Below are 18,549 nucleotides of genomic sequence, written 5' to 3'. Positions count from 1 at the left end.
CGTGGTTACCTTCAGTGTAAATATAATAAAGCTCTTAACTTCAACGAATACCAATAATGGAGACATTAATTGAAATATTAATACACACTGAAATAAGCGCTCAATCAGATTTCCATAACTGATCGAGCGCTTATTTGTATTACAAATCATCAAAACCATTATCAATCGCATTTACTTTAACATATTGACGTGATTTTTGTTCAAAGAAATCTGTTTTCGTGCCATCTATATTGTCGGCGTATGCACGAATCCATTTCATTGGATTTTCTACGTATTCCGGGTAAATTTCGTTCAGTCCTAGTAGACGCAGCATTTTATTTGCTCGATATTTGATGTAACCTTCCATATCATCTAAATCGATTCCTTCGATATCTTTTAACACATAATTAGACCATTCGATTTCGTGCTCGACCGATTCTTTGAATTGGTCATAAACCCATCCAATTAGTTCTTCGTTATTAAGCTCTGGATTTTCCGATAGTGTAGCTCTGAACAATTCGGAGATAAAGCGGCCATGCTCCAGTTCATCGCGGTTAATATAGCTAATCATGGTTGATGTACCAACCATCTTATTGTAACGAGCTAAGTTATAGAAATATGCGAAACCAGAATAGAAAAACAAACCTTCTAATAATGTCGTGTACGTTAATGTTTTGACTATATTTTCAGTTGTAGGGTTTTCCACAAATTCATTATAGTATTTAATAATATTTTCATTTCGTTTCAACAATATTTCATCTGTTCTTCCAAATTCAAATGATTTATTTTGCTGGTCTAGTGAAACAACGGATGATAAAACGTATGAGTAACTTTCATTATGAACCGCTTCTTGCTGTGCGATTACAGCCATAATAGACTGAACGGAAGGATCCGTTGCATATAACGAGAGTAATAATGCCGTCCTTGTTTGTGGTGCGTCAAGCGTTGCAAGTAAACCGATAACTTTTAAATATGCATCTTGCTCTGACTTCGTTAAATTTGGAAATTGTTTTACATCACTCGACATATTTACTTCGTCTGCTTGCCAGTAATTTCCGAGTAATCGCTTATATATTTTATACCAATGTGGATAAGCAATATCGTTCCAATTTAATATCCCACTCGATTTACCGTTAAAAATTCCTGTAGATTTATTAGGATTTCTAGGGTCTAATGTTTTTGCTTTTTCCATGTTCTAAAACTCCTTCTATCCAGTTAGTTACTATTTTCTCTTGGCTTCCTCTTGGAGATTGCTCTATTTTTAATCCTTCATATGTACTGTTATAAAATTTTCTTAACTTATCAACAGCTCCGCAAAATAATTCATCTCCACCAAATTGGGTATCCCCAGAACCAAATACATATACATTTTCCGGTTTATAGCCAATTTCGCGGACAAAATCTTTCATTTCTTCTGGTGTGCTACCTTTATCCCAAGTGAATGTGCCAAAAAATAGCTGATCGTATGTGGATAGGTCCGGCACTACGCCGAAACCTATCATATACAAATCCACAACATATCCACTTGCCACAAGCTGATCCTTTATTAACTCCGCTACTTCCTCCGTGTTTCCGCTATAGCTTAAATAGCATATAATTGCGTTCATCAGCTTGAGCAAGAGTCACAATCGACTAATTCAACAGAAGTCGAGCGTACATAATAGGTTGTTTTAAGGCCGCTTTTCCAAGCATCTAAGTGTAAATCTAGTAGTTCTTTTGCTTTAATCGTATTTTGCACGTATAAGTTTAGCGAAACACCTTGGTCGATATGGCGTTGACGCGCAGCATTTTGTTTTAATGTCCAATGTTGATCGATGAAATAAGCTGATTTATAAAACCATGTTGTCTCTGAATTCAAATCTGGCACTGTTACTGGAATTTTATAATCCTTTTTCTCTTCCGAATAGAATTTTTGGAAAATCGGATCAATACTTGCTGTGCTTCCAGCTAGAATAGATGTCGATGAGTTCGGTGCAACTGCCATTAAATAGCCGTTACGGATTCCATTAGTAGCTATATCTTCGCGTAGTTCATTCCACTCTTCACTTTCGTAAGCACGTTTTTCAAAATAAGTTCCCGTTTGCCAATCCGATCCTTCAAACAAAGGATAAGCCCCTTTTTCTTTGGCCAGCTCACCTGAAGCTTGAATCGTTAAGAAGGCAATTCTTTCATATAATTTATCTGCAAACTCCACTGCTTCATCTGATTCCCAGCGAATGCTATTTAATGCTAATAAATGATGCCAACCAAATGTTCCAAGCCCAATTCCACGATATCTAGCATTCGTGCGCTCCGCTTGCGGAACAGGAATCATATTCAAATCAATTACATTATCGAGCATGCGTACTTGGATGTTGATTAAGCGTTCCAAAACATTGGCAGGAACAGCTCGTCCTAGATTAATAGAAGATAAATTACATACGACAAAATCTCCTGATTTCCGGCGAGTTACGATGATATCATCTTCTAATTGAATGGATTCAAATGTAGTAGCACTTTGGTTTTGGAAAATCTCCGTACATAAATTACTGCTATACACCATACCTGCATGCTTGTTCGGATTGCTTCGATTCACTTCATCACGATAAAACATGAACGGTACACCGGTTTCTAGTTGAGAGCGCATAATACGTTTCATCAAGTCGATTGCAGGAACCGTTTCACGAGATAGACGACTGTCATTCACGCATTCCTCGTACTTTTGGCGGAATGAACCTTCCCCGCGTTTTTCATCATAGAAGTCTTCCAATGAATAACCTTTTAACTGACGTACTTCATGTGGGTCAAATAAATGCCATTCTTCCCGTGCATCTACCTTTTCCATAAATAAATCCGGTAAGCAAACACCTGTGAAAATATCGTGCGCACGAAGACGGTCATCTCCATTGTTTAAACGTAAATCTAAAAATGTGAAAATATCTTTATGCCAAACATCTAAGTAAACAGCAACCGCTCCTTGACGCTGACCAAGCTGATCTACACTCACTGCTGTGTTATTTAATTGTTTAATCCAAGGAAGTACACCACTGGATGCCCCTACAAATCCTCGAATCGAAGAACCACGGCTACGTACTTTCCCCATATACACACCAATCCCACCACCGAATTTGGACAGTGTTGCCACATCTGTGTTGCTGTCATATATTCCTTGCAAACTGTCGTCTACTGTGTCGATGAAGCAACTAGAAAGTTGTCCGTGCGGCTTTCCTGCATTTGAAAGTGTTGGGGTTGCTACAGTCATATACAAATTGCTCATTGCCCAATATGATTCTTGTATTTTCGCAAGACGAGATTCTTGCTCATCTTTCATTAATGTCATTGCAATCATCATCCAACGCTCTTGCGGAAGTTCCACGATGGAATTATCGAAGTCTTTTGCGACATAGCGATCTAGCAATGTTTTTAAGCCAATATAAGTGAATAAATTATCGCGGTTTGGAACAATTATTTCGGCTAATTGTTGTAGTTCTTCGGGTGAATAAGCTTCTGTAATGCGTTTGTCATAAAGTCCCTTAGAAACTAGCAATTGTACATTGCTTGCAAACTTACTGTAAACTCTATCTGCTGAAGTGCCTCTTATTTGAGCTACCTTTTCATATACGTCTGCTAAATGAATGCGGGCTGCAACAAATGTCCAGTATGGCTCTTGTTCGTCTAGAAAGCTTAGTGCTTCTAGCGACATCGATTTCGCCCATGCAGATGTCGTTCCTTCTGGATGTTTTGCTATCCATTTCTCATGTACTTTCACTAATGGAGCAATGTTCGTTTCTCCAAATTCATTTATTAGTTGGTGTAATAGTTCTTGTTTTGTAGTGTTTGATATCGTTGTCATATAAATTCCTCCTTAGTTATTTGGTCAATGAGTAGATATGTAGTCGTCAAATTTTGGAGACACAAAAAAGCGATGTCTCAAGCCTCTTCGGCTGAGTCATCGCTCAAAATTTAAAAGTAGGAAACAATAGAACCAATTCTTTAAAATGATTAAAAAGGTCCTTCGCCTCCACCTCTCAACCCCCGAAGAAAGTGTTGCTTCATACGATAAAAAAGGCAGGTCTACTGGCTCGTGTTTCATCCTTCTGCTGTCCTTCCCACGATCGCTCGCAGTGGTTAATTCAACAGTTGTCGACACTTACAGTTGCGGGGACAGCTTCGGTATTGCACCGAATTCCCTTTTAAACCATAAAGGTACCTAATTATCGTCAAAATACTATATGTTGTGTTTTATTTTCTAATATAGCCTAACATATTGTGTTTAGACTTGTACAGTGGAAAGAATCAATTGCATCCAAAGAATCATTTTAACAGTTATTTGACCAAATAAAAAGATGGACATCCGTAAAATGTCCACCTCTTTTCATTACATAAAAACGATAATTGCTAACACTGCCGCTAACACCAAACGGTATATAGCAAATGGCATTAATTTAATTCGCGAAATTAATTTTAAGAAAAATTTGATCGAAATTAAAGCAAATACAAATGCACTAATAAAACCTACTGCATAAAAGCCCATATCATTCATATTAATATGTTCCCAATTCTTCATAACAGACACTAAACTTGCCCCGGCCATAATTGGCACAGCCATGATGAAAGTAAAATCTGCTGCGGTTTTATGGCTCATTCCGAACAATACACCACCAGAAATCGTTGCACCTGAACGAGAGAATCCTGGCCATAATGATAGACATTGAACCAATCCCACTTTAAATGCTTGGGCATATGTAATTTGGTCCAAACTAACGATTTTCGGTTTTTTCGGTCCAAACTTATCCGCAACAATCATTAAAATAGACCCAGCTATAAGGCTAAAAATAACTGTCTTTACACCAAACAAATTATCATCAATAAAATCTTTAAGTGCGAATCCTAAAATAACAGCAGGGAGCATTCCAACAATTACATGTAATAAATTGAACTGTTTACTCGATTGCTCGCTATCTATTTTATACAATCCTACTAAACTAAATAATCGTTTCCACATAACTACGACTACCGCTAAAATCGATCCCAATTGTACAACGATCTTAAATGTATTTGCTGAATACATACCTAAAAACTCTTCTGTTTTTAGCCACATGTCATCCACAATAATCATATGACCTGTAGATGAAACAGGTGCAAACTCTGTCATACCTTCAACAAACCCTAATATTAATGCTCTTAATAATTCTAGAAATTCCATAAGATCTCCTTAGTCACGTTTTTTAAAATACCAAACAATAAATGCGATACCTACAACTGCTAAAATTGCATACACAATATTAGAGTAAATATCCATATACCCAACAATTTCATCCCAATTCTCCCCGACAGCTGCTCCAACTGAAACTAAAACCGTATTCCATATAAGTGTTCCTAGCGTCGTGAACAATAGAAACAGGCTAAACTTCATATTCGACATACCAGCGGGAATTGATATCAAACTTCTAACAAGCGGAACTAATCTTCCGAAAAATACCGCCCACACTCCGTATTTGTCGAACCAAGCATCTGCCTTATGAATATCTTTAATCGTTAGTCGTAAAATCTTCCCATACTTCTGCACTATTTTCTCTAAGCGCTCTACATCTAACAGTGTACCGATCCAATATAAAATAGCTGCTCCAATAACCGAACCAGCAGTCGACGCAACAATTATGCCAAACTTGGTCATCAATGTTGTTGTCGTCATAAATCCTCCAAGCGTTAAAATTACTTCTGAAGGAATTGGTGGGAAAATATTTTCTACTAATATTAGTAAAAATACACCCAGGTATCCAAACTGGTTCATCCAGTCTGCAATCCACGCTTCCATTATACTCCCACGTCCTCTAACTTAATGTTTACTATCCAAAATTCTGATTGACTTCCTAATCGAATTGGTGGTCCCCAAAAACCAAAACCGGATGATACAAGTGCATGCAAACTCCCTTTTTGCATATATCCATAATCGAGTTCAAATAATTTCCGTGTAAAAAGATGGTTTGGCCACATTTGTCCACGATGTGTATGTCCAGACACATGAAAATCCACCCCTTCTTTTTCTGGTATGAATAAATTCGAAGGCGTATGATCCATCACAAACCAAGGAAGATCTCGTTTAAGTGGAACTAGCTCTGAAAGCTGCTTTCTTCCTTTATTCGTCAAGTCTTCCCTACCAGTTAAATAGAACGAATCCGCCACTAAAATAGTTTCATCTAATAGCATTTGCACATTAGACGCTTCCATCTCCTCTACTAGTAAGGGAATTTTCTTTCCATAGTATTCGTGATTTCCAAGTACTCCGTAATTACCATACGTAGAAGTAAGTTGTTTCATCACTTGGGACATCCCTTTTTTTACAAACCAAATCGGATCGTCATCCACCAAGTCCCCTACTAATAATACGACATCTGGTTGTTGTTCATTCGATTTTTTCACAAAACGTTGTAAATGCGCCTTATTGGATAATAAACCAAGATGGAAATCAGAAGCAACTACTACTTTTAACTCATCTAGTTTAGCATCCTTTTTTGGCAATCTAATCGTTAACTCCCGAATAACTGGCGTATAGGCATTGTAAGAACCGACCGTAATACTGATGATAAACAATAAACAAACGATTGCACCAATAACTGCTAGTTGTGACGGGAAAATCCACGTACAAATAGTTGCTATTGGAAAAAGAATTATCCCATATTGCATAATAATCATCCAGTAAGAGCCTACTATATGAAATAACCGTAATCGATGGTCGATTCTTGCGATAAATAAGGCATATCCAACAAGTGTCCATACAATCGAGAAAAATACCTTATTCACTGGTAGAAATACATCCAACCATGTGAAAACACACCAACCAAAATAAAACACAATAGCCGTATACACAACAATAGCTAGTACAATAGCGCCTATTTTCTTCATTTTCTGCTCTCCATTTTATGTATTTTTCATTAGTATAGCAGATTCCGTCTTACGATCACTAAGCCTCTAGACCGATACGAAAATCAATTCAAAGCCCGTTTGGAGAAGTTCGTGAAATTGGTAAGCTATAACTACAAACGAGAGGAGGAACACTCACATGAAAAAATTTGGTTTATTAGTACTTGGTATTACTGCAGGAATCGTAGCTCTTGCTAACTTAGGTTCCCTATTAGGATTAGGAGTGTCGGCGTTAATCGTATTTGCGGGGATGCACTTCTACTTAAAAAGTGAATCTACCTTTTTGAAAATCTTTTGGGCAAGCGTTGGTATTCTAGGATTAATCTCAGCAGTAGTGAACGTACCTGGTTTCTTCGGAATTTTGGCAATCGTAGGTGTCTGGTATGTAGTTAAAAAATGGAATAACGAATCTGTAAGCTTTTCCAAACCATCAGTAAAATCAGATGATCCATTTGTCAATTTCGAAAAACAATGGAACGAACTTTCAAAATAAGGAGGAAAAAACATGACATCATTATGGAATCGATTCAAGTATTCAGTAGAGGCAGATTTACACAAGCTATTCGACAAAAAGGAAGAAAAAAACCCGATCGCAATGTTAAACCAATACATTCGTGAGGCAGAAAAACAAACAGAGCAAACTGGTAAATGGTTAGAACGCCAAGGCCAATTAAAACAACAACTGGAAAAAGAACTGGAAGAAACTACGGAAATGGTAGAAAAACGCACGCGTCAAGTAGAACTTGCTACTGCTAGCGGGGAAGAAGATTTAGTTGCATTTGCACAAGCAGAAGTAGATGCTTATAGCGAAAGAACCGCTGTACTAAAAAATAGTATTTTACAAACAACGGAAGAACTTTTCGGTTTGGAACGCAAGTACGAAGAGATGAAGCACAAAATAAAAGATATGAAAGTTCGCCAATTACAATTAATGGGCAAAGAAAATGTTACACGTGCACATCACCAAATGGATCGTGTACTACAACCGGAACAAAAAGAGAAAAACTTCGGTACATTTCAAGAGATGGAACATTATATTGAACGCCTAGGACAAAAGATTGAAAAAGAACATGAAGTGACTTCTATGGAGCAACGTTTAGTAATGTTAGAAAAAAACGCACAAACAAAGCAGGAAATTGTGTAAACTATAGATAATGAATAGAGGGGAAGCAATTTCTCCTCTATTCACATCTTTACGAACAATAAGCTATGTATTTAAAACGTGTTAAGTCTATATCTTACTGTTCGTATAAAAGGAGGGAAACGGTATGAAGGAAAACCAAACAAACAAGCTTGCCTTTATTCTCATCTGTTTTGTTTTTCTTATGTTCATTGAAGCTACAGTTTTTGGAAACGGTAGTATTGTATTGGCCCTTCTCGGTATTGGGATGATCTACTTTAGCCTTCGCAAACAACGTCGCTTTTTATTTTGGACTGGTGTTGTCTTTTTGCTGATGGCTGTTTTTTCTATGTGGAGTTTACGACTTTTATTGATGGCTGTTATGCTGTATATCCTTTATAAGCTTTGGAAAAATGAACCGATACGTAATGTAGTCCGTCCATTCGGTAACGTATACGATGAGACGCCAAATAGTATTATTCAAAATAAGTTATTTTCCTCCCAAACGACTCCTTTTCAAGCATATGAGTGGCAAGATGTCCACGTACAAGGTTTCTACGGAGAGCATGTAATTGATGTGACGGAAACCGTTTTACCGAAAGGCACTTCTTTTATATCTATTCGCCAAACGCTCGGAAAAGTAGTCATTTATGTTCCATATGAAATCCCTGTACGACTCCATTATGCAACGATTATTGGAGAAGCAAATATTTTCGGACGCGGTGCTCAGCGATTATGGAACCAATCAATTGTATTAAAGGATGGTTATTTGGATGATGTGACATACGCTTCAGAGTTAGTAATCACTGTATCTACCTGGATCGGGGATATCGAGGTGATTCGCAAATGAAGATATTTTTAGGGCAAGGATTTTCTATTTTTATTATTTTATTAGTACTTGCAACCCTTCTTTTATATGCCGTTTGGGGTTGGCCAAATGATTTAATGTGGTGGTCTTTACTGGAGAATACGTATGCGGAAGTTCCTTTTGGTGTGTGGATAGTTATTGTTTTAGCATTTATGAGTTTTAGTTTTTCATTGAACACACTCCAAAAGGTACGAGATCAAGAAAAGAAGATTGAAACAGGCTTACGACCATTATTAGAGGCAGAAAACTATGTACCGAGCAAGAAAAAGTATGTGTATTCCAAGCGTTTGAACGTTACAACTGCCCAATTGGAACAACTCATTTTAACGCAACGAAAAACATTACAACGAATTACAAATGAAAAAGCAGAGGCACAAGATAAGCTTATTCAAGAACGAATCGTCCAAGAAAGACAAAGACTAGCTAGAGAATTGCATGATTCCGTTTCTCAGCAATTGTTTGCAGCATCGATGCTCCTTTCCACAATGGTAGAAATAGAGGAATCACAGCACGGTAAAGCTTCCAAAACGTTAACACAAACCGAAAAAATCGTGCAGCAAGCCCAACTTGAAATGCGAGCATTACTTCTCCATCTTCGCCCAGCGGCTTTACATGATAAATCTTTGAAACAAGGTATGGAAGAGCTATTAGTCGAGCTCCAACAAAAAGTATTTTTCACTATACGTTACCGCTTAGAAGAAGTGGTGCTTCCAAAAGGGGCGGAAGATCATTTATTCCGCATTGCGCAAGAAACTTTGTCGAACACATTACGCCATGCCAAAGCGACAGAGGTCGATATATTGTTTGTCGAACGGGACGGTCTTGCTATTTTCCGAGTTCAAGATAATGGTGTTGGTTTTGAAATATCAGACGCAAAAACAGGCTCGTACGGCTTGGAAAATGTAAAAGAGCGAGCGGTAGAAATTGGTGCCATATGTAAAGTAGTATCCGTTCCTTCTCAAGGGACGATTGTGGAAGTTAAATTACCGATTGAAAAGCAAGAAATACGGATGGAAATAAAACAAGAAAAGGAGATCGGAAATGATTCGAATATTATTAGCGGATGATCATGAAATGGTTCGAATTGGTGTATCTGCTTATTTACAAGCACAACCAGATATGGATGTTGTCGCAGAAGCTGTAAATGGGCAAGAAGCGGTCGACATGGCACTCCAGCATAAACCGGATATTATTTTAATGGATATGGTCATGCCCATCATGAATGGTGCAGAAGCAACACGTGAAATTGTACAAAAGTGGCCAGAAGCAAAAGTAATGATTGTCACAAGCTTTATCGATGACGACAAAGTGTATCCCGCTCTTGAAGCCGGCGCAATCAGCTATTTGTTGAAGACATCTAAAGCATCCCATATTGCGGATTCAATCCGAAAAACACTAAGTGGTGATGCCGTTTTAGAACCAGAAGTAACGAACAAAATGATGAAACGCATGCGCCAAGGTTCTGAACATGCATTACATGAAGATTTAACAGACCGCGAAATCGAAGTATTGCTGCTAATGGCGGAAGGTAAAACAAATCAAGATATTGCGGACACTCTCTTTATCGCCCTCAAAACAGCCAAAACACATGTCAGCAATATTTTATCGAAACTGGAAGTAAGCGACCGAACGCAAGCTGTTATTTATGCTTTTGAACATCAGCTTGTTAAACCGAAAAAATAACCTATAAAGGATATTTATCATATGCTAATGAAAAGAAGAAGTAAAGGATGTTAGCAAATATGATACCTGACGATCCAAATGACGAATTACCACCTAACTTAGGCTTGACTGTCGGGTTTATAGCGTCTGTCATTCTTTCGATTGGATATGTTGTGGATACAATCGGAACAGGCATTGCGTTGTACGAAGCAAATCGTGATTATAAAGAAGCAACGCGTGCCGCACAAGATCAACAACAACAAATTTCCGATATACAAAATAAGCTCGATCAATTGTTAGGTCAAATGGAAGAGTTGAAGAAAGAACAAGATCAATCTAGAAATCGTTCGCGACATAAAAGAGGATGACCTAAGGAATAGGGAGTTCTCTTTTTTGGTTTTTTAATTGGTGAAACCACCCTTTTACCTCTTTATCTGTTTGAAAACGACGAACTTTATACTCATAGGCACTAAACTTTATTAGAAATTCTGGCTTCATCTGTTCTTCGAAGTATTTATTCCACTTGAACATTTGACGAAATATAGAGAATGTCGGTTTATAATTCGCCTTCTCTAGTTGTAGCAACTGCCGAATATATCTTTTTATAATTCGACTTCCGCGTTTTGTTGTAGGAAAATCTAAAAAGATAATTTGATCTGCCTCTTGTAACCCCACGTCTGTCCAATCTATATGAACGCCTTCTATAACCCAATTATTTGTGGCAATTGCTTCCCGTAGCAACTGGTCACGAACTTCGATTTCATTGCGAATATCACCCGCTGGACGTCTAGTCCATACAAAATTATCTGTTTCAAAATGCGGAATCTGAAGTTTTTTTGACACTTCACGAGCCAACGTTGTTTTGCCACTACCAACCGAGCCGATAATATAGATTTTCATTTCCATCTCCCCTTTTTACTAAGTATCTCAAAATAGGCAGTACCGGGATTCCAACTAAACGCTCATTTTTTCCAACTAATCTTCATACTCACACCAAAAAGCGAGAAATCCACCATAGGATTTCCCGCTTTTTATCAAATTACTTCAATTTTCACCGTCACTTTAAATAAATCTCCATCTACTTCCATTCGTAAGCTGCCGCCGTGCAGATCTACAATGGATTGTGCGATTGCAAGCCCTAGACCAGAACCATCTGTGTGTCGCGATGTATCTGCTCGTTTGAACCGTTCGGTTAATTCATTCACATCATTGCCTAGTTCATATTTCGCAATATTTTTGATGACGAAAACAGCATCGAAGTTCACTTGGTCCAAGTTAATATATACTCTAGTATTCGGAAGAGCATATTTTAATGTGTTGATGATTAGATTATCCAGCACTCGCCACCATTTTTGTCCATCGACATAGGCCATGATTGGTTTTGTGCCGATAGCTACCCGATATTCTAGACCGGATTTATCAATGTCTTCTTGGTGTTCGGCTATGGCTTGTTGCAACAATTGAGTTAAATCGACTTTCCGTTTGTCTAGCTCGATATTCCCGGATGCCATTTTCGACACTTCGAATAAGTCCTCAATCAGTGTTTTTAAACGCATCGATTTCTTATCCAAAATGGCAATATAAGATGCTCGCTCTTCATCTGTAATGCCTGGATTTTTTAACAAATCTGTATACGTAATGATAGATGTTAATGGTGTGCGAAGGTCATGACTCACATTTGTGATTAGCTCTGTTTTTAATCGCTCACTTTTTGCTTGCTCGGAATGAGAAGATTTGATTAGGCTGCGTATTTCATTTAAATGTTTGGCATGCCCTGCAAATTCAGATTTACCTTTTACTTCAATTTCATTTCCGATAATGCCTTTTGCCATTTCTTCTGTTTTCACGAAAATTCGATTTAAGTATGCCATTCTAGACAGTAAAACAATGAGTACTGGTATTCCTATTAATAACGTTGCTGGTATCCAAATGATTAATGCCACCGGTACCATCATTACAAGCAATGTTCCTACTCCCCAGAAAAACACGACGATTAACATGATTAATGTTTGAAGCCCTATAGATTGCTTCAAGAAAAACCCTTGTAATGATTTTCCCCAGCTATAAGTAAAGGTATTTTTCCACTCTACTGGACCAAACCCTGCACGCATCCACTTCCATTGATACAGTGTAATTGCTGTAAAAATAACTGCAAAAATAAAAGTAATTATTTGCATGTCATAGTCTCTATACAAGATGAAATCCTTCAAAAACCCAATAGCAATTATGTCCGTCAAAATACTAATGAGAAACAATACTAGTTTTACATCAATCGGCAACTGTCGATATTTTTCTTCCCTGCTCTTATCTCGAAACGTTTCGCTATTTTTTCTCCATAATAAAGTAAAGGCAACTGCCGCTAAAATTCCTGCTACTACTACCCCATAAAACGTGCGTTGGTTTGTTAAAAAGGATTTATACTCAATAGCTCTATGTCCGCTCAAAATACTACCTTCCGGAATAGCAATGGTTCCTTCAAAACGGGCAAATGGATTTCCCATTATGTCAGTGACTAGCCAACTTTCATCCACTTGTTGATAAACAGTGCGCTTTCTTAAATAACCGTATTTACTGGAGTATTCTTTTTTAAATGCATTTTTCGAACTTATTTCTCCGTTTGTAAAACGTTCTCCCGTTTCCACATTTTTTAAGTCGTATATAAAATCTTCTTTTTGATTTAATAAATCATTTTTTGCATGTTCGACTGCTTTGTAATAGCTATCTACTTTCGCTTCTTTTTCTGCTCGAATCTTTTTTTCTACATAGCTGTCATCTGTGAAGTTTTTCGTGATATCTGCTAGCTTTTTATCACGCTCCGCAAGTAAAGCATCGTTCGGTGTTTCCACGGTAGTTGTTTCTTCTGATGCTCCGTCTGTCGCTGTTTCTGTTGTGATTTCCCCTGTCTCACTTTGATATTGATTTCGGATGGAATTCAATTGACTTTCTAGGTCTCCATATCGATAGCGATATTCCTCTATTTCTTCTGGAGTCACTGTAATTTTTTTCTTTACTTCTTCTTTATCTGGCGGTGCTAACACTAATGGAATAATGGATTCCTCAAATTCATCTAACTGCCACTCAAAGTCACCACTATCGAAATAACTTGTACCGATAAAGTTTGGTCCTTGCTCAATTAGTGTAAACAGACCTAATACGGTGATTACCGCCAAAGCGCTAAGTAATATGTTTCTTCCGATTGCATGCTTCATCCCGCAACGCCCCCTTTCATATTTTGAATAATTTGAACAAAACTCTCTTTAATTTCGATTAGTGGCATCCAGTTAGCTAGACAGTAGGTTAGACAAATGATGCCGCACGCAATTGCTAAAATTGACAGTAGTAAACTCCATTTACTTGTCGATTTTATAGCCAACTCCCCACACCACCTTCACATATCTTGGGTTTTTCGGATCTGCTTCTATTTTTTCACGTATTTTTCGGATATGCACTGCTACGATGTTCTCCGCGTTGTAGGCGGGTTCATGCCAGACACGCTCGTATATTTCATTGATAGAGAACACTCGCCCTGCGTTCATCATTAAAAGTTCGGTGATTTTAAATTCAATCGGTGTTAGTTTCACTGGTGCGCCTTCTACCGTCAGTTCTTTTGCTTCTTTGTTTAACACGAGTCCATCGACTTCAATGATTGCTTGCTGTCCTTGATACGTACCAAGCTTTGTATAGCGCCGAAGTTGCGACTTCACGCGTGCCACTAGCTCCATTGGATGAAAAGGCTTTGTCACGTAATCATCTGCTCCAACAGACAATCCATGAATTTTATCCGAATCCTCTGCCTTCGCGCTAAGCATAATGATTGGGATATTTCTTTGTTCTCGTATTTTAAATGTTGCTGCAATGCCGTCCATTTTGGGCATCATAATGTCTAGTACAATGACATGTACTTCATTTTCTTCTATTAGTTGCAATGCTTCTAGTCCGTCCGCAGCTTTCAATACGTTATATCCTTCATTTTTCAAGTAAATTTCGATGCCGTCTCGAATATCTTGATCATCATCCGTCACTAACACTGTAAACTGTGTCATTTGCTTACCTCCAATCTTTTCTTTCTTATGGTTCTTATTGTACCGTTCATTTCTTAACATTTCAGAAGGATAATTATGAAGAATTTCTTAAGAAATTTATATGTAACTTTCTAAGAGGTAAACAGTCTAATCCTATAAAGGAGTGATTCTATGAAAAAGCTTATTTGGGGCGCATTTTCGATTTTCATCATTTTGCTCCTAGCGAGCTGTGGAACAAGTAATGCCGATCCTACTACAGGTGGAGACCCACAACCGCAGGAAGACAAAACTATTTTGACTAAATTGGTAGTAAATGAGGATGGCAATGCTTCCTTTACGATTAAAAATGAAACAGAAGTCGAAAAGAGCATAACATATCCAAGTGGACAGGAAATTGAATATCAACTTTTAGACAATGAAAATAATGTCGTTTATACGTATTCAGCCAATAAAACATTTACCTTAATGCTTCAAGAAAAAACATTAAAGCCAAGTGAAGAAATAGTCATTCCGCTTGAGCTTCAAACAGAATTAGCAGAAGTACCGGCTGGTTCTTATACACTCATTGCGTGGTCTACTTCTAATGAATTAAGTGAACAAAAAGAACAGACAGCTTATAAGTGGGATGGAAAGGATGAACCTGAAAGCACTGTATCTACGGAAACGATTACCGTCTATCAGGCTGATGCGAATGCGGAATATGTAGAACCATATGACATAACTATTGATCCTTCAGGTGATGAAGTCCGTCAAATTTTTGATGAAATAATGGTTTTGGAAGTGGGTTTAATTGATTACCGTTTCGAGAATAATAACACGAAACTCATATTAAATATGGACAGTGGATTAAGTAATGTCCAAGGAAGCGCCGGGGAGCACATGTTTATCGGGACAATTGTACATTCCTATTTTGATAACTTTCCCGAGTTAGAGGAAATATATTTTGAAAAAGAAGGTAATTCTCCTGTAACACTCGCTCATCTAGTAGTGTCGGAGCCATTTACACGAGACCAAGTCTATACAAATTCGTCTAACTAAAAAAATACTCTTTTATAACCATAGCCCGAAATGCTTCTAACGTATACACTTACGTAGAAATAGCAAAGTAAAATTATTTGAACAAGGTGGGCTTTACATGACAAACGATGAAAAAACAAATTTACCTCCAAAAACATGTTCAGTGGAACGATTAATCACAAAGGAATCTGATATTGAACTAGTATTGCAAGGTAAGAAAACGGCCACTCGGCGCAATGGACGTTATGCAGACGTAGGGGAAATGATGGAACTGAATGGGCAGTCTTTTGTTGTTGACAATGTATATATTCAAACGCTTGGTGAGTTGACGGATGCACATGCAAAACAAGAAGGCTTTGAATCAGTGGAAGACTACAAACAATCTATTTTGTCTTACCACCCTCGTATGCCATGGCTACCTCACATGACTGTATGGGTTCACGAGTTTAGCCCTGTTAAGGCTTAGTTTTGGAAACAAACCACCTGCCATTATATCGGTCGGTGGTTTGTTTTACATCTGTTCGCTCATATTAATATTGTTACATCCACAATTTCATCCAATTGCAACATGAATGATGTAAGAATGTCTTCCATTTCTATTGTTCTTTTATTTATATCCACCCAAGTTACCTTTCCTAAGTGAATATGAAATGCTCCGTTTCTCCATGTTTTTATTTCCACTTCTACATTTCGTTTCATTGCTAGTTGAATATTTTCTTGAATAATATCCAGATCCCATTCATCTAGTTGGGGACGAGGAGTCTTCTTTTGTTCTTCCATGTATTCTCTCAGAAGTTTGACGTGTTCCGGCAGCATCATTGCGACCCATTTTTTACTTCCTCGATCCTGTAATTTCGATAAATCTGGTCTATCCACCTAGATCACCTTGCTTTCTTTTTGACTAACGGGAGCGATTGCTAATACGTTCGTTATTAGAAATGTGCGTTTTGCCTTCCTTTTAAAGCAATATCCTTGAAAAGAGTTGTCCTGCACCTTCAATATTTTGACTCTTCTCCTACTGATTTCATTCGATTTAGACAGGTATATTAATTCCACATACTGTCCTCGACTAAAATATTTCTCTAATAAAACACGCACAAACGTTCCCTCCTTTTTATTTAGTATATGAAACGTATGTTCTTTTTACAACAAGAAAATCCTGCTAAATTTAAAAAAGCCCCACCCTTTCTTGTAAAAGAAGGATAGGACTTTCGTACATAGAGTTATTCCTCGTTCATGCCGATGCAACGTTCACATTCATAAAGGGATGATTCTACTTTCTCATGAATCTCACATCCGCATTCACGACAATGTTTTGTGCTTACTTCTTGAGTAGTTGTTTTCATGCAAATCACCTCCTATAATTTTTCATAGCCTGGCAATGTGAGAAATTCAACAAATTCTTGTTCACTTATTAAAGAGAGGAAGAGCTCAGCTGCTTCGTTATAACGACCATTTGCATAGTTCTCGCTGCCAAATGCTTTTTCCAACTTCCCTAGTTCTTCTTGCAATGTTTGTCGTACTAAAATTTCCGTAACTTTACGACCGTCTTCTAATTTCCCTTCTGGATGGCGAATCCACTGCCATACTTGTGTGCGTGATATTTCTGCGGTAGCGGCGTCTTCCATTAAGTGATTGATCGGTGCTGCTCCGTTTCCGCGTAACCATGATGCAATATATTGAACTCCTACACTACAATTTAAACGCAAGCCTTCTTCTGTAATAGAACCTTGCGGAACTTCCAATAAATCCTTAGCTACCACTTGCACATCTTCTCGTTTACGATGAATCTGATTAGACGTAGGCATATGCTCATTAAATTCTCCTAATACTACAGGGACTAGACCAGGATGTGCTACCCATGTTCCATCATGCCCATCAGTCGCTTCTCTCCGTTTATCTTCCCGCACTTTGTTAAATGCCGCTTCATTTGCCGCTTCATCGCCTTTAATCGGAATTTGCGCTGCCATCCCACCAATTGCTGGGGCATTTCTACGATGGCAAGTTTGAACGCAAAGTTGCGTATACGCACGCATAAACGGTGAGGTCATCGTCACTTGACTACGATCTGGTAAAATCACATTTGGTTGATTGCGAAGTCGTTTAATATAACTAAAAATATAATCCCAACGTCCACAGTTCAATCCAGCCGAATGACTTTTTAGTTCATATAATATTTCATCCATTTCAAAAGCTGCCATAATCGTTTCGATTAATACAGTTGCTTTTATCGTGCCATTTGAAACACCTAGCTGCTTTTGGGCAAAGATGAAAATGTCATTCCATAATCTTGCTTCTAAATGACTCTCAAGCTTCGGTAGATAAAAGTAAGGACCAGTTCCACGAGCTAATAATTCCTTTGCATTATGGAAAAAATATAATCCGAAATCGAAGAAACTGCCGGCAATTTGTTCTCCATCAATGAGCACATTTTTTTCTAGCAAATGAAGACCTCTAGGGCGAACCATTAAAACAGCCGTATCTTCCTTTAAGTTGTACTCTTTTCCATTGTCTTGTTTAAAAGAAATCGTTTTTCGAATAGCATCTCGCATATTCACTTGGCCTTCGATCATATTTTCCCAAGTCGGGGAAGTTGCATCTTCAAAGCAGGCCATAAATGCTTTAGCGCCAGAGTTTAATGCATTGATGACCATTTTGCGATTGACAGGACCTGTAATTTCAACTCGACGGTCCTGAAGGTCTTTAGGAAGTGGAGCAATTGTCCAGTCCCCTTCTCGAATGGCTTTTGTTTCTTGTAAAAAATCTAATGTTCCTCCATTATCAAGCTGCTTTTGACGTTCTTGTCTAGTTTCTAGCAGTTCTTTTCTTCTCTCATTAAACAAGTGGTGAATCGATGCTATGAAGTCAAGTGCTTCTGATGTTAGAATTTCTCTACTTGCTTCCGTTTCTTTTCCAACTATTTGAATGTTTTTAGCAGTAGTCTGTTCCATTTATCAATAACCTCCCATCCCCATGAT

20 protein-coding genes and 1 riboswitch are annotated in these 18,549 nt (G+C 37.9%); of the genes, 8 read left to right on the top strand and 12 right to left on the bottom strand.

Going from position 1 to position 18,549, the window contains the following annotated elements:
* Nucleotides 1-139 precede the first annotated feature (139 nt).
* The 6 genes from ACIQ38_RS15670 to ACIQ38_RS15645 form a co-directional block, all read right to left on the bottom strand.
* The gene (locus tag ACIQ38_RS15670; RefSeq protein WP_402824926.1) at nucleotides 140-1,171 is read right to left on the bottom strand and encodes a ribonucleotide-diphosphate reductase subunit beta; all 1,032 of its coding nucleotides are present in this window, start codon (nucleotides 1,169-1,171) and stop codon (nucleotides 140-142) included.
* On the bottom strand, nucleotides 1,143-1,586 hold the full coding sequence (locus tag ACIQ38_RS15665; RefSeq protein ID WP_402824923.1) for a flavodoxin: 444 nt from the start codon (nucleotides 1,584-1,586) through the stop codon (nucleotides 1,143-1,145). Before ACIQ38_RS15665 ends, ACIQ38_RS15670 begins: the two co-directional genes overlap by 29 nt.
* Nucleotides 1,586-3,811: a ribonucleoside-diphosphate reductase subunit alpha gene (locus tag ACIQ38_RS15660; protein ID WP_402824920.1), complete on the bottom strand. Its 2,226-nt coding sequence runs from the start codon at nucleotides 3,809-3,811 to the stop codon at nucleotides 1,586-1,588. The genes ACIQ38_RS15665 and ACIQ38_RS15660 overlap by 1 nt, the downstream gene beginning before the upstream one ends.
* A gap of 197 nt (nucleotides 3,812-4,008) precedes the next feature.
* A riboswitch (cobalamin riboswitch) is annotated at nucleotides 4,009-4,186 on the bottom strand.
* A gap of 150 nt (nucleotides 4,187-4,336) precedes the next feature.
* A complete protein-coding gene (locus ACIQ38_RS15655) occupies nucleotides 4,337-5,164 on the bottom strand; it encodes an undecaprenyl-diphosphate phosphatase (RefSeq protein WP_402824917.1) in 828 nt (275 codons plus the stop codon).
* 9 nt (nucleotides 5,165-5,173) lie between these two features.
* Nucleotides 5,174-5,776: a DedA family protein gene (locus ACIQ38_RS15650; RefSeq protein ID WP_402824914.1), complete on the bottom strand. Its 603-nt coding sequence runs from the start codon at nucleotides 5,774-5,776 to the stop codon at nucleotides 5,174-5,176.
* A complete protein-coding gene (locus tag ACIQ38_RS15645) occupies nucleotides 5,776-6,864 on the bottom strand; it encodes a metallophosphoesterase (protein WP_402824911.1) in 1,089 nt (362 codons plus the stop codon). The genes ACIQ38_RS15650 and ACIQ38_RS15645 overlap by 1 nt, the downstream gene beginning before the upstream one ends.
* A gap of 157 nt (nucleotides 6,865-7,021) precedes the next feature.
* Between ACIQ38_RS15645 and ACIQ38_RS15640 the strand changes: the two genes are divergently transcribed.
* From ACIQ38_RS15640 to ACIQ38_RS15615, 6 genes are all read left to right on the top strand, one after another.
* Nucleotides 7,022-7,375, top strand: coding sequence for a lmo0954 family membrane protein (locus ACIQ38_RS15640; protein ID WP_402824908.1), 354 nt, complete (start codon nucleotides 7,022-7,024; stop codon nucleotides 7,373-7,375).
* Between the two features lie 12 nt (nucleotides 7,376-7,387).
* On the top strand, nucleotides 7,388-8,026 hold the full coding sequence (locus tag ACIQ38_RS15635) for a PspA/IM30 family protein (RefSeq protein ID WP_402824905.1): 639 nt from the start codon (nucleotides 7,388-7,390) through the stop codon (nucleotides 8,024-8,026).
* A gap of 124 nt (nucleotides 8,027-8,150) precedes the next feature.
* Nucleotides 8,151-8,852, top strand: coding sequence for a cell wall-active antibiotics response protein LiaF (gene liaF, locus ACIQ38_RS15630; protein WP_402824902.1), 702 nt, complete (start codon nucleotides 8,151-8,153; stop codon nucleotides 8,850-8,852).
* Nucleotides 8,849-9,937: a sensor histidine kinase gene (locus ACIQ38_RS15625; RefSeq protein WP_402824899.1), complete on the top strand. Its 1,089-nt coding sequence runs from the start codon at nucleotides 8,849-8,851 to the stop codon at nucleotides 9,935-9,937. The genes liaF and ACIQ38_RS15625 overlap by 4 nt, the downstream gene beginning before the upstream one ends.
* Complete coding sequence (locus ACIQ38_RS15620; protein ID WP_402824896.1) at nucleotides 9,912-10,553, top strand: response regulator; 642 nt, start codon at nucleotides 9,912-9,914, stop codon at nucleotides 10,551-10,553. The genes ACIQ38_RS15625 and ACIQ38_RS15620 overlap by 26 nt, the downstream gene beginning before the upstream one ends.
* Nucleotides 10,554-10,600: 47 nt before the next feature.
* Nucleotides 10,601-10,900, top strand: a complete 300-nt coding sequence (locus ACIQ38_RS15615) for a hypothetical protein (RefSeq protein ID WP_402824893.1) — start codon at nucleotides 10,601-10,603, stop codon at nucleotides 10,898-10,900.
* 1 nt (nucleotide 10,901) lies between these two features.
* Here ACIQ38_RS15615 and ACIQ38_RS15610 read toward each other — a convergent pair whose 3' ends face one another.
* The 3 genes from ACIQ38_RS15610 to ACIQ38_RS15600 form a co-directional block, all read right to left on the bottom strand.
* Nucleotides 10,902-11,432 carry an AAA family ATPase gene (locus ACIQ38_RS15610; protein WP_402824890.1) on the bottom strand — a complete coding sequence of 177 codons (531 nt, stop codon included), beginning with the start codon at nucleotides 11,430-11,432 and terminating at the stop codon, nucleotides 10,902-10,904.
* 134 nt (nucleotides 11,433-11,566) lie between these two features.
* Nucleotides 11,567-13,741 carry a histidine kinase dimerization/phospho-acceptor domain-containing protein gene (locus ACIQ38_RS15605; protein ID WP_402824887.1) on the bottom strand — a complete coding sequence of 725 codons (2,175 nt, stop codon included), beginning with the start codon at nucleotides 13,739-13,741 and terminating at the stop codon, nucleotides 11,567-11,569.
* A 141-nt stretch (nucleotides 13,742-13,882) separates the two neighbouring features.
* Nucleotides 13,883-14,575, bottom strand: a complete 693-nt coding sequence (locus ACIQ38_RS15600) for a response regulator transcription factor (RefSeq protein ID WP_402824884.1) — start codon at nucleotides 14,573-14,575, stop codon at nucleotides 13,883-13,885.
* 150 nt (nucleotides 14,576-14,725) lie between these two features.
* Between ACIQ38_RS15600 and ACIQ38_RS15595 the strand changes: the two genes are divergently transcribed.
* Nucleotides 14,726-15,592 (top strand): BsuPI-related putative proteinase inhibitor, encoded by an 867-nt coding sequence (locus ACIQ38_RS15595; RefSeq protein ID WP_402824880.1) that lies wholly within the window; start codon nucleotides 14,726-14,728, stop codon nucleotides 15,590-15,592.
* 97 nt (nucleotides 15,593-15,689) lie between these two features.
* Entirely contained in the window at nucleotides 15,690-16,037 is a 348-nt protein-coding gene (locus ACIQ38_RS15590) for an ASCH domain-containing protein (RefSeq protein ID WP_402824878.1), read from the top strand.
* Nucleotides 16,038-16,096: 59 nt separating this feature from the next.
* Here ACIQ38_RS15590 and ACIQ38_RS15585 read toward each other — a convergent pair whose 3' ends face one another.
* The 3 genes from ACIQ38_RS15585 to aceB all read right to left on the bottom strand — a co-directional run bounded on the left by ACIQ38_RS15585 (nucleotide 16,097) and on the right by aceB (nucleotide 18,522).
* Nucleotides 16,097-16,447: a YolD-like family protein gene (locus ACIQ38_RS15585; RefSeq protein ID WP_402824875.1), complete on the bottom strand. Its 351-nt coding sequence runs from the start codon at nucleotides 16,445-16,447 to the stop codon at nucleotides 16,097-16,099.
* Nucleotides 16,448-16,794: 347 nt separating this feature from the next.
* Nucleotides 16,795-16,917 carry a YhfH family protein gene (locus ACIQ38_RS15580; RefSeq protein ID WP_402824872.1) on the bottom strand — a complete coding sequence of 41 codons (123 nt, stop codon included), beginning with the start codon at nucleotides 16,915-16,917 and terminating at the stop codon, nucleotides 16,795-16,797.
* A gap of 12 nt (nucleotides 16,918-16,929) precedes the next feature.
* Nucleotides 16,930-18,522 (bottom strand): malate synthase A, encoded by a 1,593-nt coding sequence (gene aceB / locus ACIQ38_RS15575; protein WP_402824870.1) that lies wholly within the window; start codon nucleotides 18,520-18,522, stop codon nucleotides 16,930-16,932.
* Between the last annotated feature and the right edge of the window lie 27 nt (nucleotides 18,523-18,549).

This window comes from Psychrobacillus sp. NPDC096389 (genome assembly GCF_044762855.1).
In the GTDB taxonomy this organism is placed as follows: Bacteria; Bacillota; Bacilli; order Bacillales_A; family Planococcaceae; genus Psychrobacillus.
The sequence above is the reverse complement of the archived record's forward strand: the minus strand, read 5'-3'. Positions and strand labels throughout refer to the sequence as shown.